This window comes from Pseudomonas sp. IT-347P, assembly GCF_949768005.1.
Taxonomy (GTDB): Bacteria; Pseudomonadota; Gammaproteobacteria; order Pseudomonadales; family Pseudomonadaceae; genus Aquipseudomonas.
The window spans coordinates 393,725-411,385 of the sequence record NZ_CATKPQ010000044.1 but is presented as its reverse complement, the minus strand read 5'-3'; the positions used below and the strand labels follow the sequence as shown (position 1 = coordinate 411,385).

Genomic DNA, 17,661 nt, shown 5'->3' with positions numbered 1-17,661 from the left:
GGATACCTCCATCCTGTCGCGCACAATCCAAGAGGTGATTGATGCGCGCCAACTCGTCTGATCCACAAGACACCGTCACAGCGGAACACCCGATCAAACCCGAGCGCCTGCGCTTGCTGGATCGGTTGAGCAAATACCGACAGCCGATTGGTCTGGCGGTGACATTGCTACTGTTCGCCATTGCGCTGATTGCCTGTCGTCATCTGCTCGCCGAACTTGATCTCGATGCCTTGCACGACTCGATTCTCGACGTGCCGAAACCCGCCCTGCTCGGTGCGTTCGGCGCGACGGTGGTCGGGTTCATTATCCTGCTCGGCTACGAATGGTCGGCCAGCCGTTATGCCGGTGTGACCTTGCCGCCGCGCACATTGGCGCTGGGCGGGTTCACGGCATTCGCGATCGGTAATGCCATCGGCCTGTCGCTGCTGTCCGGCGGCTCGGTGCGCTACCGTTTATATGCACGACTGGGTCTGGGGGCTTCGGAAGTCGCGCACATGACCCTGTTCGCCAGCCTGTCGCTGGGCTGCGCGTTGCCGCCACTGGCTGCACTGGCCACGCTGAGCGACCTGCCTGCAGCGTCCCAGGCGCTTGGCTTGTCCGAGGGATTGCTCGGTACGGTCGCCGTCACCGTGCTGCTGCTCGGCGCGATTCTGGCCATCGGCATCTATCGTCGGCGCCTGCCGGAACAACCCTACCCTGACAACCTGCTGGTCAAGGCCGGACGCCGCACCCTGCGCCTGCCGGGTCGGCGCCTGACGTTCCTGCAACTGGTCATCACCGCGCTCGACGTCGCCGCTGCGGCCACTGTTCTTTATCTGCTGTTGCCGGAAGCGCCACCGTTCGGCGCATTCCTGCTGGTGTATCTGTTGGCCCTGGCTGCCGGCGTACTCAGCCATGTGCCCGGCGGTGTCGGTGTGTTCGAAGCGATCCTGCTGGCCGCTTTCGCCGACAAGCTCGGCGCAGCACCCTTGGCCGCTGCTCTGCTGCTGTATCGCCTGATCTACGTCGTGTTGCCATTGCTTGTGGCGTGCGTGCTGCTGCTGATCAACGAAGGTCAGCGTCTGTTTCAAACTCAGACCATGCGCGCGGCGTCCGGTCTGGCGGCGCCGATTCTGGCGGTATTGGTTTTTCTCTCTGGGGTTGTCCTGCTGTTTTCCGGAGCAACGCCGGAAATCGACACACGCCTGGAACACATCGGCTTTCTGATCCCGCATCGTCTGGTCGACGCTTCGCACTTTGGCGCCAGCCTGATCGGCGTGCTCTGCCTGATGCTGGCTCAGGGCCTGCGCCGGCGCCTGTCGGCCGCGTGGATGCTCACCACCATTCTGTTGCTGGTCGGCGCCCTGCTCTCGTTGCTTAAAGGCTTCGACTGGGAAGAAGCAACGCTGATGACCCTCACCGCGGCATTGCTCGGTGTATTTCGTCGCTCGTTCTATCGCCCGAGTCGTCTGACCGAACTGCCCTTCTCGCCGTTGTACCTGGTGGCCAGCCTGTGCGTCCTCGGTGCATCGACGTGGCTGCTGTTGTTCGCCTATCAGGACGTGCCGTACAGCCATCAACTGTGGTGGCAGTTCACCCTCGACGCTGACGCCCCGCGTGGCCTGCGCTCGCTGCTCGGCGCTGCCGTGCTGTTGCTGGTGATCGCACTGACCTGGCTGTTGCGCACCGCGCGCCCGGTGATCCATCTGCCGACGCCCGACGAACTCGATCGTGCAGCGAAGATTTTGATGGCGTCCTCGCAACCCGATGGCGGCCTTGCGCTGACCGGTGACAAGGCGTTGCTGTTTCACCAGAACGACGAAGCATTCCTGATGTACGCACGCCGTGGCCGCAGCCTCGTGGCGCTGTACGACCCGATCGGCCCCGGCCAGCAACGCGCCGAGATGATCTGGCAGTTCCGCGACCTCTGCGACATCCACCACGCTCGTCCGGTGTTCTACCAGGTGCGCGCGGAGAACCTGCCGTACTACATGGACATCGGCCTGACCGCGATCAAACTCGGCGAAGAAGCCCGGGTCGATCTGCAGCGCTTTGATCTGGAAGCCAAGGGCAAGGAGATGAAGGACCTGCGCTACACCTGGAACCGTGGCACCCGCGATGGCTTGTCGCTGGAAATCCACGAACCGGGTCAGGCGCCGATGGAAGAGCTGAAAGTGATTTCCGATGCGTGGCTGACGGGCAAGAACGTGCGTGAGAAAGGCTTCTCCCTCGGCCGTTTCAGCGACGATTACCTGAAGCATTTCCGCATCGCGGTGATTCGCTTCGAAGGGCGCCCGGTGGCATTCGCCAACCTGCTCGAGACTTACAGCCATGATCTGGCCAGCCTCGACCTGATGCGCGCGCACCCGGACGCCCCCAAGCTGACCATGGAATTCATGATGGTCGGCCTGATTCAACACTATAAGAGTCACGGATACGCGCGCTTCAGCCTGGGCATGGTGCCGTTGTCGGGGTTGCAACCCCGGCGTGGTGCACCGCTGACCCAGCGTCTGGGCTCGATGGTCTTCCGCCGTGGTGAGCAGCTGTACAACTTCCAAGGCTTGCGCCGCTTCAAAGACAAGTTCCAGCCTGACTGGGAACCCCGTTATATGGCCGTGCCCGCCGGACTCGATCCGCTGGTGGCACTGGCCGACACTGCTGCCCTGATCGCGGGCGGCTTGACTGGATTGGTGAAACGCTGATGATTCAACGCTCCCTGAAGTACATCCTGGCCGCACTGATCGTGCTGGCCGTGATTGCCGGCGGCGGTTTCTGGTACCTCAAACGTCCGGCACCGGAACCGACCGTCGAACAGCTGACCCCGGCCGACGGCGCCGCCATGACCCGCGTCATTCCCGGCACCCAACCCAAGGCACAGGTGCTGATTGCGGTTAATGACGATCAGAAGCTCAGTGAAAAACAACTGACTACCCTGAGCCGCAGCGCCTCGGCGCAGATCGTTCAAGTGATTCTGCCCAAGGACTGCCTGCTGCAAAGCCGCGCCCTGCAATCGGGCCTGCGTGAACTGAATGGCCCGGCCACTCTGGTCAGCGGCATCGGCCCGGGCGCTGTGCTGGCCTGGCGCTGGTTGTCGGAACAGAAAGACGACAAGGCCCAAGCCGTGTCGGTCGATCTCGCGCTGGAAAAACCCGGCTGCACCCACCTGCTGCCGAAATCCGCCGCCCACGGCCACTGGCTGGTGGCATGGAACGACAACCCGGACGACGCCAGCGCAGGTTTCGTACGCGATCAACCGAACGCTGAGACCAGCATCAGCGACTACGACATCAACCTGCCGCAAGTGCTGAACAACGAACTGCGCAAGATCCTCGTCGGCGGCGACAAGGCCAACGGCGGTCTGGCCATCCCGGTGGTTGAAGTGCCGGCCGGTCAGGCCAAAGATACCGTGACCCTGTTCCTCTCCGGTGACGGCGGCTGGCGCGACCTTGACCGCGACGTGGCCGGTGAAATGGCCAAGATCGGCTACCCGGTCGTCGGCATCGACACCCTGCGCTACTACTGGCAGCACAAGAGCCCGGAGCAAAGCGCGCTGGACCTGACTGAACTGATGCAGCACTACCGGCAGAAATGGGGCACCAAGCGCTTCATCCTCACCGGCTACTCGTTCGGTGCTGACGTTCTGCCGGCAATCTACAACCGCCTTCCGGACACCGAGCAGCAGCGCGTCGACGCAATCATCCTGCTGGCCTTCGCTCGCACCGGCAGCTTCGAAATCGAAGTCGAAGGCTGGCTGGGCAACGCCGGCAAAGAAGCCGCCACCGGCCCGGAAATGGCCAAGCTGCCAGCGGCCAAAGTTGTGTGCATCTACGGTGAAGAAGAGACCGATGAAAGTGGCTGCACCGACAAGACTGCCGTGGGCGAGGCAGTGAAACTGCCAGGCGGCCATCACTTCGACGAGAACTACCCGGCGCTGGCCAAGCGTCTGGTGGACTTGATCGAGAAGCGTCAGAGCAAGGACTCGGTCGCCGAAGAGTGATCTGAGCCACGCCCACAAAAAGCCCCCGCAACTTCGCAGTTACGGGGGCTTTTTACATTCCAGCCGCCACCACAATCCCTGTGGGAGCGAGCTTGCTCGCGAAAGCGGCGGGTCAGTCAACAGATTCGCCGACTGACACTAAGCCTTCGCGAGCAAGCTCGCTCCCACAGGGGAATTGCGCTGGATTCAGCAGTTTTGTGCCAAGGCTCGCAAATCTCTTGACTCTTCAGGAAGCCAAAAACGCCAAGTGTCCACATTCCATAAAACGTGGACACCTGCTTGATTGGCATTATCGAATCGTCAACTCCACACTCATTCATCTGCTGAACAAATACCCGCAAAACCGCCAGCAACGTTTAGTTTCGTTTACGTCTGGTCTCGCAATATCAGATGACGCCCACAGACCTTGTAGGCAAACTCCGAAACTCGTATCTGGGCGCTGTGCCGCTCTATTGCGCTGTTTTTTGACGGGATACTCTCCGGACGTCGCTGACCCATTCAGCGATCGGGTGTGGTAACCCGGAGAAACCATCGCAACAGCGCGCTCCTCAAGTTATGGCGGCTGTGCGTGGGACGCTTTCGGGCGTGCCGGTTTCCTTGGTTCCCGGTTTACCACCCTGCGTACAGTTGCCTCCCTTTCGCGTGGTAACGAAAGTCGCGGCACTTCGAACTAAGGAGTAACACGATGACCGAAACTGATCTGCCCGGACTTGCAAACGCTCAAACCATCGGCTTCACCCCTTTCCTCTACAACTCGGATCAAGCGTTCTTCAACGTCCGCTCCGGCATCCCGATTCTCGATGCCCTGTCCAAATCCTCCGACCTGCTGTACCTCGCAAAATCCTTCGCCGAAGATGCGGCCTTCATCAGAGATACCGACCGCCATGCCTGGGCTGCGCATTACCTCACACTCATGGGCAAGGCTTTGCTTGATGATGTGATTCAGACACTGACTCCTCGTCCTCCGCGAACAAAGGCTGAATCTGAATTAGATGCACCCGAGAGCATGTAAAAGCGCAGGCAAAAAAAGCCCCCGCCAGTTGGAAAACCGGCGAGGGCTATCTTTTAATTGGGTTCGACACATTGATCAGATTCGACGCTCGGCGGCGTCGTAAACCTCTTCATCTCGCCGCACCCCAACTGCGACGATCAACACCTGAATCGCCCTGCCATTGACCCGATAAACAATGCGCGTGTCGCCCGTGCGAATCCTGCGACATCCGGCAAGGCTGGCTCTGAGCGGTTTTCCAGACTTGTCTGGCTCACCATTAATAATCCGCTCTTCAATGACATCAAGAATCCGGTTGGCTGCCGCAGGTCCCAGTTGATCCAGATCCCCTTGGACTTCCGGATGATAAATCACTCCCCAAACCATCCAGCACTCCTTTAGTCCTTCCTGGCATACCTGGCCCGCATATCGTCATGGCTGACCGCCTGGGCCGGATCAAAATTGATCAATCTCTCCCGGGCTGCCGCTTCGACGCGCAGATTCTCGAGTTCATCCAGCATCTCTTGATAGGCCTGCACATTGATGATGACAGCGGCCGGTTGATTGTCTTTGAAGATAACCAAACGCTCAGTTGCACGACTGGAGATTTCCTTGAGCTTCGCACTGAAGCTCCTGACCATGGCAGTGACGGAAATTGCCTGGTCAGCACGTTCTAGTAATGCCGTCATAACTACCTCTCACTCACTTGCTGATTAGCACAATAATGCACAGAGTATTGCGTTGAATTAAACACAGTGCAACCTCCTGTTTCCAGCCACCGACCAAATACCCGCTCGACCAGACGCTCACAAAAAAGCCCCCGCCAACCACAAGGCTGACGGGGGCTTTTCGGTTGAGGCCAGGCTTACATCTCCACCTGCGTCCCCAACTCAATCACCCGGTTCAGCGGCAGATTGAAGAACCTCAAGTTCCCATTGGCATTCTTCAACATGAACGCAAACAGCGCTTCACGCCAACGCGCCATGCCTTCCAGCTTCGAAGCAATCACCGTTTCGCGGCTGAGAAAGTAGGTCGTACGCATCGGGCTGAAATCCAGATCCTCCAGATGACACAGTTTCAGCGCTTGCGGCACGTCCGGCTCGTCGGTGAAGCCGAAGTGCAGGATCACCCGGAAGAAGCCCTCGCCGTGGGCTTCGACTTCGAAGCGCCGTGATGGCGGTACACGCGGGATGTCTTCGTAGACCACCGTCAGCAATACAACCTGCTCATGCAGCACCTGGTTGTGCAGCAGGTTGTGCAACAACGCATGCGGTACGGCGTCGGAGCGTGCGGTGAGGAACACGGCGGTGCCTTGCACGCGGTGCGGCGGTTGCACGCGGATGCTGCTGATGAAGATCGGCAACGGTAGCGCGCCTTCGTCGAGACGTTCGACCAGCAGCTGTTTGCCGCGCTTCCAGGTGGTCATCAGCACGAACAGCGCGATACCGGCGATCACCGGGAAGGCGCCGCCCTGAACGATCTTCGGCACGTTGGCGGCAAAATACAAACCGTCCACCAACAGGAAGCCGAGCAGCACCGGCACCGCAAGAATCGGTGGCCATTTCCACAGCAGCAACATCACCGCCGACACCAGAATGGTGGTCATCAGCATGGTGCCGGTCACCGCCACGCCATAGGCCGAGGCCAGTGCGCCAGAGGATTCGAAGCCCAGCACCAACAGCACAACACCAACCATCAGCGCCCAGTTCACCGCGCCGATATAGATCTGGCCCTGCTCATCGCTGGAGGTGTGCTGGATGTACATGCGTGGAATGTAACCGAGCTGAATCGCCTGGCGAGTCAACGAGAACGCACCGGAAATCACCGCCTGCGAGGCAATTACCGTGGCCAGGGTCGACAGGCCGACCAGCGGAATCAACGCCCAGCTCGGCGCCAGCAGATAGAACGGGTTACGCGCCGCCTCAGGATTTTCCAGCAGCAAGGCGCCCTGACCGAAGTAATTGAGCACCAGCGCCGGCAACACCAGAATGAACCACGCGCGGGCAATCGGCTTGCGGCCAAAGTGGCCCATGTCGGCGTACAGCGCTTCGGCACCGGTCAGCGCCAGCACCACGGCGCCGAGGATCGCCACGCCCATGCCCGGATGAACAACGAAGAAATTCACCGCCCACATCGGATTGATCGCGTGCAGCACTTCCGGCGTATGGCTGATGCCGTACACGCCAAGCGCGCCAAGGACGAGGAACCAGGTGACCATGATCGGCCCGAACAGAATGCCGATCCGCGCCGTACCGTGACGCTGAATCAGAAACAGCGCGACCAGAACGACCAATGACAGCGGCACGACCCAATGGTCGATGCCATCAAACGCCAGCCCCAGACCTTCAATGGCCGACAACACGGAAATCGCCGGGGTGATCATGCTGTCGCCATAAAACAGCGCCGCGCCGATCAGCCCGCACACCACCAGCAACGAGCGCAGTTTCCGCCGCTGTCCCGCCGCGCGACGGGCCAGTGCGGTAAGCGCCATGATGCCGCCCTCGCCCTGGTTGTCGGCGCGCAGCACGAACATCATGTATTTGATCGACACGACCCAGATCAGCGACCAGAAGATCAACGACAGAATGCCCAGCACGCCATCGTGATTGACCGATACGCCGTAAGCGCCGGAAAACACTTCTTTGAGGGTGTACAACGGGCTCGTGCCGATGTCGCCGTAAACTACCCCGACCGCCGCGACCAGCATGCTCAGCGGCTTGGTGGCCGAACCCTCGGCGCCTGCCGCATGACTACTTGCCTGACCCATCCAACACTCCTACTTCTCAGAACCGGCTTCTTGAATGAAGCACTATGCTTTGTGGTGCAGCATGCGCTGTTTTACCTGTTGTTACAGACGTTTTGTTGACTGTAAAAAATTGGTAAAGCTCAACGGCGCGAAGCATAGCGCAGCACTCGTCGTATTTCCCTGCATAAAGCTGGTCAAGTTCGCTGCCCGCCGCTAGAATTGCGCACTTTTTGATCAGAGGCGCGCCCCAAGCGCCCATCCGTCGGCTTTCCTTCACGGTTAGCGGCGTCACAAAATACCGAGGTTAGACATGTCCACCACTCCCGCGCCGGCCAATCCAAAGGTTGGCTTTGTATCTCTGGGTTGCCCGAAAGCACTGGTCGACTCCGAGCGCATCCTGACCCAGCTGCGCATGGAAGGCTATGACGTGGTGTCCACCTATCAGGACGCCGACGTGGTCGTGGTCAACACCTGCGGTTTCATCGATTCGGCCAAGGCTGAGTCGCTGGAAGTGATCGGCGAAGCGATCAAGGAAAACGGCAAGGTCATCGTCACCGGTTGCATGGGCGTGGAAGAAGGCAACATCCGCAACGTACACCCGAGTGTGTTGGCCGTGACCGGTCCGCAGCAGTACGAGCAAGTGGTCAACGCTGTGCACGAAGTGGTGCCGCCGCGTCAGGATCACAATCCGCTGATCGACCTGGTGCCGCCGCAAGGTATCAAGCTGACCCCGCGCCACTACGCGTACCTGAAGATTTCCGAAGGCTGCAACCACAGCTGCTCGTTCTGCATCATCCCGTCGATGCGCGGCAAACTGGTCAGCCGTCCGGTCGGTGATGTGCTCGACGAAGCTCAGCGCCTGGTCAAGTCCGGGGTTAAAGAGCTGCTGGTCATTTCCCAAGACACCAGCGCCTACGGCGTCGATGTGAAATACCGCACCGGTTTCTGGAACGGCGCGCCGGTGAAAACCCGCATGACCGAACTGTGCGAAGCGCTGAGCACCCTCGGCGTCTGGGTGCGTCTGCACTACGTTTACCCGTACCCGCACGTTGACGAACTGATTCCGCTGATGGCCGCCGGCAAGATCCTGCCGTACCTGGACATTCCGTTCCAGCACGCCAGCCCGAAAGTGTTGAAGTCGATGAAACGCCCGGCGTTCGAAGACAAGACCCTGGCGCGGATCAAGAACTGGCGCGAAATCTGCCCGGATCTGATCATCCGTTCGACCTTCATCGTTGGCTTCCCGGGCGAAACCGAAGAAGACTTCCAGTACCTGCTGAACTGGCTGACCGAAGCTCAACTCGACCGCGTCGGCTGCTTTCAGTACTCGCCGGTGGATGGCGCGCCAGCCAACGATCTGGATCTGGAAGTGGTGCCGGACGACGTCAAGCAGGATCGTTGGGAGCGCTTCATGGCGCACCAGCAAGCGATCAGTTCGGCCCGTCTGCAAATGCGCATCGGCCGTGAGATCGAAGTGCTGGTCGATGAAGTCGACGAGCAAGGCGCGGTTGGCCGCTGCTTCTTCGATGCCCCGGAAATCGATGGCAACGTGTTTATCGACAATGGCAGCAATCTGAAGCCGGGCGACAAGGTCTGGTGCAAAGTGACTGACGCTGACGAATATGATTTGTGGGCTGAGCAGATCTGATCAGAAAATCAAAAGCCCCTCACCCTAACCCTCTCCCAAAGGGAGAGGGGACTGATTGAGGTGTTCTTGCGAGCTGCACCGACTTGAACGTTCGAGTCGAACTCAGGCTTTGAACAGCACGAAGATCAGCCCCCTTCCCCCTCGCCCCCTCTGGGGGAGAGGGGACTGATCGAGGTGTTCTTGCGAGCTGCACCGACCTGAACGTTCGAGTCGAACTCAGGTTTTGAACAGCACGAAGATCTGCTCCCTTCCCCCTCGCCCCCTTTGGGGGAGAGGGTTGGGGTGAGGGGGAGAGATCTTGCTGGCGACAGAAATAGCCCGCCAGACACCGCAACAAATACAAAAAGCCCCGCTCTTTTTCCGAGATGCGGGGCTTTTTTACGGCTATCGTTTAGCGGGGGACGGACTCCCATGAAACGGACAAGAGGCAGACGGGCATGCGTCACCATTCGGTCATCCACACGCCGAAACTCAGCGATTACCAGGAATTGACCCGGGTCTGGGAGGCCTCGGTGCGCGCCACACACGATTTTCTGCCGGACAGCTACATCGAGCTGTTGCGCAATCTGGTGCTCACCCGCTATCTCGATGCGGTGATGTTGATCTGCACCAAGGACGCCAATCAGCGCATCACCGGATTCGCTGGCGTCGCGGCGGGCAAGATCGAGATGCTGTTCATCGACCCGGATTTTCGCGGCCAGGGCTTGGGCAAGAAGTTGCTGAACTACGCCTTGCAGCATCTGAATGCCGATGAACTCGACGTCAACGAACAGAACCCGCAGGCACTGGGGTTTTACTTCAAGCAGGGTTTCGAAGTGATCGGCCGCTCGGAGGTGGATGGCATGGGCCAGCCGTATCCGTTGCTGCATATGCGCCTGCGCCAAAACCAGCAACGCTCCAGTAACGGCTGACACAACCCAAAACAATGTAGGAGTGAGCCTGCTCGCGATAGCGCCAGATCAGCCAACATCAATGTCGAATGTCAGATGGCTATCGCGAGCAGGCTCACTCCTACAAAAAGCCATACCGTGAAATGGAACCGGGCTTAACCGGCGCCACACAGGTACAATGCCCACCCCTTTTTTGTTACGGCCCTGTCATGACTGACCCGATTCGCCTCTCCAAACGCCTCATCGAACTGGTCGGTTGCTCCCGCCGGGAGGCCGAGCTGTTCATCGAGGGCGGCTGGGTCACCGTGGACGGCGAAGTGATTGACGAACCGCAATTCAAGGTCGGCGACCAGAAGGTCGAGCTCGACAAGGACGCCAAGGCCACCGCGCCGGAGCCGGTGACCATCCTGCTCAACGCGCCAGCCGGCATCGACGTCGAGACCGCCATGCAGTCGCTCAGCGCCGAGACCCTCAGCGAAGAGCACCGCTACAGCAAGCGGCCATTGCGTGGGCACTTCCTGCGCCTGACTGCCAGCGCCGACCTGCAGCCCAAGGCCAGCGGCCTGCTGGTGTTCACCCAGGACTGGAAAATCCTGCGCAAGCTCACCGCCGACGCCGCGAAGATCGAGCAGGAATACGTCGTTGAAGTCGAAGGTGACATGGTCGCTCACGGCCTCAATCGCTTGCAGCACGGCCTGACCCACAAGGGCAAGGAGCTGCCGCCGGTCAAGGCCAGCTGGCAGAACGAAAACCGTCTGCGCTTCGCCATGAAAAATCCGCAGCCGGGGATCATTGCGCAGTTCTGCGAAGCAGTCGGCCTGAAGGTCATCGGCATCCGCCGCATCCGCATCGGCGGCGTCTCGATCGGCAAAGTCCCGGTTGGCCAATGGCGCTATCTGTCCGGCAAAGAGAAGTTCTAAAACTTCCACTGCCGCCACACATTCCGGCAGCGCCCCCCGCGCGCTGCCCACAACGCATCAGGATTACTCACATGGTTCATAACGACGTACTGCGCAGCGTGCGCTACATGCTCGACATCAGCGACAAGAAAGTTGTCGAGATCATCAAGCTCGGCGGCCTGGACGTCACCCTCGCCGACGTAGTGACCTGGCTCGACAAGAAAGAAGAAGACGAAGAAGGTTTCGTGCGCTGCCCGGACGAAGTCATCGCGCACTTCCTCGACGGCCTGGTGATCTTCAAGCGTGGCAAGGACGAAAGCCGTCCGCCGCAGCCGATCGAAGTGCCGGTGACCAACAACATCATCCTGAAAAAGCTGCGCGTGGCCTTCGAACTGAAAGAAGACGACATGCACGCGATCCTCAAGGCGGCCGAGTTCCCGGTGTCCAAGCCTGAGCTGAGCGCACTGTTCCGCAAGGTCGGCCACACCAACTACCGCCCGTGCGGCGACCAGTTGCTGCGCAACTTCCTCAAGGGCCTGACCCTGCGCGTCCGCCCGGCCTGATCCCCTTCTGCGGTGGCGACCGATGGTCGCCGCCGCAGCGCATGACTGTTCATTCCCTCCAGAAATAATGGCTCCGCTTTGTGCGGCTGACGACTAGGGTGTATTGATCCCTAATCCTCAGGACTCGCCATGCATCCGTACTTTTCCCTGCAAGGCCGCACCGCTCTGGTGACCGGCGGCACCCGTGGTATCGGCAAAATGATCGCCAAAGCCTATGTCGAGGCCGGAGCGCGTGTTTACGTCTGCTCGCGCGACGCCGAAGCCTGCCATCAAACCGCTGAAGAACTCAGTGCGCTGGGCAAATGTCACGGCTTGGCGGCGAATCTGGCGACCGAAGAAGGCGTGCAGGAGCTGGCCGCACGCCTGGGCGAGCAGATCACCCATCTGGATATTCTGGTAAACAATGCCGGCACCACTTGGGGCGCGCCGCTGGAGAGCTACCCGGTCAAGGGCTGGGAAAAGGTCATGCAGCTCAACGTGACCTCGGTGTTTACCTGCATCCAGCAATTTCTGCCGTTGCTACGCAAGGCCGGTTCGGCGGCGAACCCGGCGCGGATCATCAACATTGGTTCGGTAGCGGGAATTTCATCGTTTGGTGAGCAGGCCTATGCCTACGGGCCAAGTAAGGCCGCCCTGCACCAATTGTCGCGGATTCTCGCACGGGAACTGGTGAGCCAGCATATCAACGTCAATGTCATCGCGCCGGGGCGCTTTCCGAGCAAGATGACTCAGCATATTGGCAATGATCAGCAGGCGCTGGCTGAGGACACGGCGCTGATTCCGATGAAGCGTTGGGGGCGTGAAGAGGAAATGGCGGCGTTGGCGATCAGTCTGGCAAGTACGGCGGGGGCTTATATGACCGGGAATATTATTCCGCTGGATGGTGGGTTCAGTCTGTAGATCGGCGGCGCGGCCTTCGCGAGCAAGCTCGCTCCCACATTGGATCTATGGCGTGCACAAGATCCCTGTGGGAGCGAGCTTGCTCGCGAATAGGCCAGCCCTGCCACCACCAGACTTGAGGTTGGACGGGTTATCATGCCCACCCCTGCCCCGCTTCGAATGCAAACCATGACTTACAGCGTCTCCCCCATCGGCTTCGTGCGCTCCTGCTTCAAGGAGAAATTCGCCATCCCCCGCCAACCGCAACTGGCCCCCGCCGCCCGTGGCGTGCTGGAACTGGTGGCGCCGTTCGATCAGGGTGACGCCGTGCAAGGCCTGGAACAGGTCAGCCATGTGTGGCTGCTGTTCCTGTTTCATCAGGCGCTGGAAGACAAGCCACGTTTGAAGGTTCGCCCGCCACGTCTGGGCGGCAACAAGTCTATGGGCGTGTTCGCCACCCGCGCTACACACCGGCCCAACGGCATCGGCCAATCGGTGGTGAAACTGGACAAGGTCGAGGCCAATCGGCTGTTCATCTCCGGGATCGATTTGCTCGACGGCACGCCGATTCTCGACATCAAACCCTACGTGCCATATGCCGACATCATTCCCGAAGCCTCCAACAGCATCGCCAGCGCCGCGCCGCAGTTGATTGATGTGCAGTGGACGGACTCGGCGCTGAAACAAGCGCACACACACGCTCAGCGCCTCGACGAACCGTTGGTTGAACTGATTGAACAGTGTCTGGCTCAGGATCCGCGTCCGGCGTATCAAACCCCGGCGCCGGAACGCGAGTACGGCGCACAGTTCTGGGATCTGGACGTGCGCTGGCATTACCCGACACCCGAGCAGATCCGCGTGCTCGAAGTCATCCCCACCGAAGCGTAACCCCCGGAAACGAAAAAGCCCGCGCTGCCTTCTCAGGCAACGCGGGCTTTTACTGCAATACAAATCAAAGTGGGAGCGGGCTTGCTCGCGAAAGCGTCGTATCAGTCACCTGGCATGTGTCTGATACACCGCATTCGCGAACAAGCCCGCTCCCACAGGCGTGGTGCTTACTTCTCGACGAACGCACGCTCGATCAGGTAATCACCCGGCTCACGCATCCTCGCCGAGATCTTCAGGCCGAAGCTGTCGAGCACTTCGCTGGTCTCGTCGAGCATGCTCGGGCTGCCGCAGATCATTGCGCGGTCGTCCTGCGGGTTGATCGGTGGCAGACCGATGTCGCTGAACAGCTTGCCGCTGCGCATCAGGTCGGTCAGACGGCCCTGATTCTCGAAAGGCTCGCGGGTCACGGTCGGGTAGTAGATCAGCTTGTCACGCAGCGCTTCGCCGAAGAACTCGTTCTGCGGCAGGTGCTCGGTGATGAATTCGCGGTAGGCAACTTCGTTGACGTAGCGTACGCCGTGAACCAGGATCACTTTTTCAAAGCGCTCGTAGGTTTCCGGGTCCTGAATCACGCTCATGAACGGCGCCAGGCCAGTGCCGGTGCTCAGCAGGTACAGGTGCTTGCCCGGGTTCAGGTCGTCGAGCACCAGGGTGCCGGTAGGCTTTTTCGAGATGATGATCTCGTCGCCTTCCTTCAAGTGCTGCAGCTGCGAGGTCAGCGGGCCGTCCTGCACCTTGATGCTGAAGAACTCCAGATGCTCTTCCCAGTTCGGGCTGGCGATCGAGTAAGCGCGCATGAGCGGCCGGCCATTGGGCTGTTGAAGGCCGATCATCACGAACTGACCGTTCTCGAAGCGCAGGCCCGGATCGCGGGTGCACTTGAAGCTGAACAGAGTGTCGTTCCAGTGATGAACACTGAGGACACGCTCGTGGTTCATGTTGCTCATGTACGTTTGACTCCTGGATATTGGGTCTGCGCGGGCGTTAGAAGGCGACAGTGCGCAATTGCATCGCATTCTAATAGCGACGACAATATCTGTTAACTGGATTATTAAGATAAGGGTTATCGGTTATATCGATATGCGATTTACTCTCCGTCAACTGCAAGTCTTCGTCGCCGTCGCCCAGCAGGAAAGCGTATCCCGTGCTGCGGGTCTGCTCAACCTCTCGCAATCGGCGGCCAGCACCTCGATCACCGAACTTGAGCGCCAATCCAGCTGCCAGCTGTTCGACCGCGCCGGCAAACGCCTGAGCCTCAACGCCCTCGGCAAACAGCTGTTGCCGCAGGCGGTGGCCCTGCTCGATCAGGCCAAGGAAATCGAAGACCTGCTCAATGGCAAATCCGGTTTCGGCTCTTTATCAGTGGGGGCGACGCTGACCATTGGCAACTATCTGGCGACCCTGCTGATCGGCAGCTTCATGCAGCGGCACCCGGAAAGTCAGGTGAAGCTGCACGTGCAGAACACGGCCAATATCGTGCAACAAGTCGCCCACTACGAAATTGATCTGGGTCTAATCGAAGGCGATTGCAGCCACCCGGACATCGAAGTGCAGAGCTGGGTCGAAGATGAGCTGGTGGTGTTCTGCGCGCCGCAGCATCCGCTGGCCAAACGCGGCAGTGCAACCATGGAAGAGCTGACTCACGAAGCGTGGATTCTGCGTGAACAAGGTTCCGGTACACGACTGACCTTCGATCAAGCCATGCGCCACCATCGCAGTGCGCTGAATATCCGTCTGGAGCTGGAACACACCGAAGCGATCAAACGCGCGGTGGAATCGGGACTGGGGATTGGCTGCATCTCGCGGCTGGCGCTGCGTGATGCGTTCCGCCGTGGCAGTCTGGTGCCGGTGGAGACGCCGGACCTGGATCTGGCGCGACAGTTCTACTTCATCTGGCACAAACAGAAATATCAGACTTCGGCGATGCGCGAATTTCTCGACCTGTGCCGCGCTTTCACCGCCGGGGTGCAGCGCAGCGACGAGATCGTCTTGCCGACAATCGCTTAAAGCAGAATCACAGCCCACACCAGCGCGATCATGCTCAGTGCCACAAACTGCGCGGCGCTGCCCATGTCCTTGGCGTTCTTCGACAGCGGGTGCAGTTCCAGGGAAATGCGGTCGATGGCCGCTTCCACCGCCGAATTCAGCAACTCGACGATCAGCGCCAGCAGACACACGGCAATCAACAGTGCTTGTTCAACGCGGCTGACATTAAGGAAGAACGTCAGCGGAATCAGCACCACATTGAGCAGTACCAATTGGCGGAAGGCCGCTTCGCCGGTGAAGGCTGCGCGCAGGCCGTCCAGCGAGTAACCGGAAGCGTTGAGGATGCGTTTCAGGCCGGTCTGGCCCTTGAAAGGTGACATAAAGTAGAAACCAACCAAAAAGGAGTGGGAAAGCTAGATCAACAAAAGTCAAAAAAGCGTGAAGACGCCAGCCATTACTGGCTCGGAATTGACTCAAGTTGTTGCAGCAGTAAAGCCGCTTGCGTGCGGGTACGCACATTCAGCTTGCGGAAGATCGCCGTGACGTGGGCCTTGATGGTCGCTTCCGACACGCTCAGCTCATAGGCAATCTGTTTGTTCAGCAGGCCTTCGCAGACCATGGTCAACACGCGAAACTGCTGCGGGGTCAGGCTGGCCAGACCATCACTGGCGGCTTTGGCCTCGTCGGAAACGGCAACAGCTTCGAACGCCTGCGGTGGCCAGAACACATCGCCATCGAGCACTTTGCGTACGGCTTGCTGTATCACGCTCAGGTCGCTGGATTTGGGTATAAAGCCGCTGGCGCCGAACTCGCGGGATTTGACCATCACCGAGGCTTCTTCCTGCGCCGAGACCATCACCACCGGAATCTGCGGGTACTGTCCGCGCAGCATGACCAACCCGGAAAACCCGAAAGCGCCGGGCATGTTCAGGTCCAGCAGGACCAGATCCCAGTCAGCCTTTTCGGTCAGGCGGGTTTCCAGTTCGGCGATGCTTGCCACTTCCACCAGCCGAACATCCGGGCCAAGGCCCAGCGTCACCGCTTGATGCAGGGCGCTACGAAACAGGGGGTGATCATCGGCAATCAGGATGTCGTATGTGGCCATTTTTCAAATGATCCTGTTTTTGATGGCAGACCCGGTGCATTCCGGTCTGGCCAAAACAACTCAAGATGTCGCCTTTGAAGCGATATCCACAGGGGCACGTTCAACGCCAATCAACAGCAAACACGGCGTTTCAAACCTTGGCCGCACCCTAATCGGCGCCAAGCATGCCCAGCGAAGACGGGGTGGTCAAGCAGCACGGCCGCTGGCTCGTACAGTATGGGCCACTATTGGGCCAACTCCGGCTGCGGCTTTCGTATATAGGGCAACAACTCGGCGTGGGCCGGGGTCGATTCATTCAGGTCCAGTTGCTGTTTAGCGCCGAGGTAATGCTGGCTGAACACGTCGAAATAGGCGTCCAGCGCAGAGGCGGCGTCGCTGTCACCGGCCAGTTCCAGACACAACGCGGCGACTTCGGCGGTGCACAGGTGCTCGCTGCGGGTCGAACGGCGCAAGCGGTAGCGCGACAGCTTGTCAGGCAGCAGACTGAGAATCGGCAAACGATCGAAATACGGGCTCTTGCGGAAAATCTTCCGTGCTTCCGTCCAGGTGGCGTCGAGCAAAATGAACAGCGGACGTTTGCTGCTATCGATCGCGACGGTGTTGGTGACTCGCGACGGCTCGACGTATTCGCCGGGGAACACCAGATACGGTTGCCATTGCGGGTCGCTGAGCAGTGCCAGCATCTGCGTATCGGGCTCGGTGCGCGACCAGATGAACGCATGGTTATCGCGCACCACGTCAGCAATCAGCCAACCGGTGTTGCTCGGCTTGAACACTTCCTTGCCGGTCATGATCAGGCACACGCCGGATCGGGTTTCGACACTCGGACGCCAGGCGCACAGACAATGGCTGATGATCACCCGGCAATCGCGGCAACGCTCGGAGCGAAAGCCACGGGCCTGAATCGGCTTGATGCCTTCGTCTTCACGCTGGTCGCGCAGGCGGGCGACGGCGTTGGGGGCATGGTTCATTGCGGGCAGCGCCGGCAGACAGGGAAACTCGACACGAACAGCACTCGGCAGGGCAATAAAGGCCGGCAGTTTACCAGAGCGACGGGCACAAGCCTGTACCCTCCCGACCGGCTCCCCTATAA

The 17,661-nt window shown here is 59.8% G+C and carries 16 protein-coding genes and 1 pseudogene; 10 read left to right on the top strand and 7 right to left on the bottom strand.

Going from position 1 to position 17,661, the window contains the following annotated elements; all coding sequences use genetic code 11:
• The first annotated feature begins 41 nt into the window (after nucleotides 1-41).
• The 3 genes from mprF (at nucleotide 42) to ACM6IV_RS18180 (ending at nucleotide 4,988) form a co-directional block, all read left to right on the top strand.
• Complete coding sequence (gene mprF, locus ACM6IV_RS18190) at nucleotides 42-2,681, top strand: bifunctional lysylphosphatidylglycerol flippase/synthetase MprF (protein ID WP_414871048.1); 2,640 nt, start codon at nucleotides 42-44, stop codon at nucleotides 2,679-2,681.
• On the top strand, nucleotides 2,681-3,976 hold the full coding sequence (locus ACM6IV_RS18185) for an AcvB/VirJ family lysyl-phosphatidylglycerol hydrolase (protein WP_414871047.1): 1,296 nt from the start codon (nucleotides 2,681-2,683) through the stop codon (nucleotides 3,974-3,976). The genes mprF and ACM6IV_RS18185 overlap by 1 nt, the downstream gene beginning before the upstream one ends.
• Before the next feature lie 685 nt (nucleotides 3,977-4,661).
• A complete protein-coding gene (locus ACM6IV_RS18180; protein WP_414871046.1) occupies nucleotides 4,662-4,988 on the top strand; it encodes a DUF3077 domain-containing protein in 327 nt (108 codons plus the stop codon).
• Nucleotides 4,989-5,063: 75 nt separating this feature from the next.
• Here the strand turns inward: ACM6IV_RS18180 and ACM6IV_RS18175 are convergent, their stop codons facing one another.
• The 3 genes from ACM6IV_RS18175 to ACM6IV_RS18165 form a co-directional block, all read right to left on the bottom strand.
• On the bottom strand, nucleotides 5,064-5,351 hold the full coding sequence (locus ACM6IV_RS18175) for a type II toxin-antitoxin system RelE family toxin (RefSeq protein ID WP_414871045.1): 288 nt from the start codon (nucleotides 5,349-5,351) through the stop codon (nucleotides 5,064-5,066).
• 11 nt (nucleotides 5,352-5,362) lie between these two features.
• Complete coding sequence (locus ACM6IV_RS18170) at nucleotides 5,363-5,653, bottom strand: type II toxin-antitoxin system Phd/YefM family antitoxin (RefSeq protein ID WP_414871044.1); 291 nt, start codon at nucleotides 5,651-5,653, stop codon at nucleotides 5,363-5,365.
• Nucleotides 5,654-5,829: 176 nt separating this feature from the next.
• Nucleotides 5,830-7,671 (bottom strand): potassium transporter Kup, encoded by a 1,842-nt coding sequence (locus ACM6IV_RS18165; protein ID WP_414871259.1) that lies wholly within the window; start codon nucleotides 7,669-7,671, stop codon nucleotides 5,830-5,832.
• Nucleotides 7,672-8,020: 349 nt separating this feature from the next.
• Between ACM6IV_RS18165 and rimO the strand changes: the two genes are divergently transcribed.
• From rimO to tsaA, 6 genes and pseudogenes are all read left to right on the top strand, one after another.
• The gene (gene rimO, locus ACM6IV_RS18160; RefSeq protein WP_041478077.1) at nucleotides 8,021-9,358 is read left to right on the top strand and encodes a 30S ribosomal protein S12 methylthiotransferase RimO; all 1,338 of its coding nucleotides are present in this window, start codon (nucleotides 8,021-8,023) and stop codon (nucleotides 9,356-9,358) included.
• Between the two features lie 437 nt (nucleotides 9,359-9,795).
• Entirely contained in the window at nucleotides 9,796-10,269 is a 474-nt protein-coding gene (locus tag ACM6IV_RS18155) for a GNAT family N-acetyltransferase (RefSeq protein ID WP_414871043.1), read from the top strand.
• 68 nt (nucleotides 10,270-10,337) lie between these two features.
• Nucleotides 10,338-10,583, top strand: a pseudogene (locus tag ACM6IV_RS18150) (S4 domain-containing protein); the annotation flags it as partial.
• Nucleotides 10,584-11,239: 656 nt separating this feature from the next.
• Nucleotides 11,240-11,710 (top strand): DUF1456 family protein, encoded by a 471-nt coding sequence (locus ACM6IV_RS18145; protein WP_250603199.1) that lies wholly within the window; start codon nucleotides 11,240-11,242, stop codon nucleotides 11,708-11,710.
• Nucleotides 11,711-11,839: 129 nt separating this feature from the next.
• The gene (locus tag ACM6IV_RS18140) at nucleotides 11,840-12,610 is read left to right on the top strand and encodes an SDR family oxidoreductase (protein ID WP_414871042.1); all 771 of its coding nucleotides are present in this window, start codon (nucleotides 11,840-11,842) and stop codon (nucleotides 12,608-12,610) included.
• 168 nt (nucleotides 12,611-12,778) lie between these two features.
• Entirely contained in the window at nucleotides 12,779-13,477 is a 699-nt protein-coding gene (gene tsaA / locus ACM6IV_RS18135; protein ID WP_414871041.1) for a tRNA (N6-threonylcarbamoyladenosine(37)-N6)-methyltransferase TrmO, read from the top strand.
• Between the two features lie 167 nt (nucleotides 13,478-13,644).
• Here the strand turns inward: tsaA and fpr are convergent, their stop codons facing one another.
• Nucleotides 13,645-14,424, bottom strand: coding sequence for a ferredoxin-NADP reductase (fpr, locus tag ACM6IV_RS18130; RefSeq protein WP_007908723.1), 780 nt, complete (start codon nucleotides 14,422-14,424; stop codon nucleotides 13,645-13,647).
• 133 nt (nucleotides 14,425-14,557) lie between these two features.
• Between fpr and ACM6IV_RS18125 the strand changes: the two genes are divergently transcribed.
• Nucleotides 14,558-15,484 (top strand): LysR family transcriptional regulator, encoded by a 927-nt coding sequence (locus ACM6IV_RS18125; RefSeq protein ID WP_042607042.1) that lies wholly within the window; start codon nucleotides 14,558-14,560, stop codon nucleotides 15,482-15,484.
• Here ACM6IV_RS18125 and ACM6IV_RS18120 read toward each other — a convergent pair.
• From ACM6IV_RS18120 to ACM6IV_RS18110, 3 genes are all read right to left on the bottom strand, one after another.
• The gene (locus ACM6IV_RS18120; RefSeq protein WP_003222276.1) at nucleotides 15,481-15,843 is read right to left on the bottom strand and encodes a diacylglycerol kinase; all 363 of its coding nucleotides are present in this window, start codon (nucleotides 15,841-15,843) and stop codon (nucleotides 15,481-15,483) included. The two genes, ACM6IV_RS18125 and ACM6IV_RS18120, sit on opposite strands and share 4 nt — an antisense overlap.
• 74 nt (nucleotides 15,844-15,917) lie before the next feature.
• Nucleotides 15,918-16,568 carry a response regulator transcription factor ErdR gene (gene erdR / locus ACM6IV_RS18115; RefSeq protein ID WP_077571373.1) on the bottom strand — a complete coding sequence of 217 codons (651 nt, stop codon included), beginning with the start codon at nucleotides 16,566-16,568 and terminating at the stop codon, nucleotides 15,918-15,920.
• A gap of 224 nt (nucleotides 16,569-16,792) precedes the next feature.
• Nucleotides 16,793-17,539: a tRNA-uridine aminocarboxypropyltransferase gene (locus ACM6IV_RS18110; protein ID WP_414871040.1), complete on the bottom strand. Its 747-nt coding sequence runs from the start codon at nucleotides 17,537-17,539 to the stop codon at nucleotides 16,793-16,795.
• Between the last annotated feature and the right edge of the window lie 122 nt (nucleotides 17,540-17,661).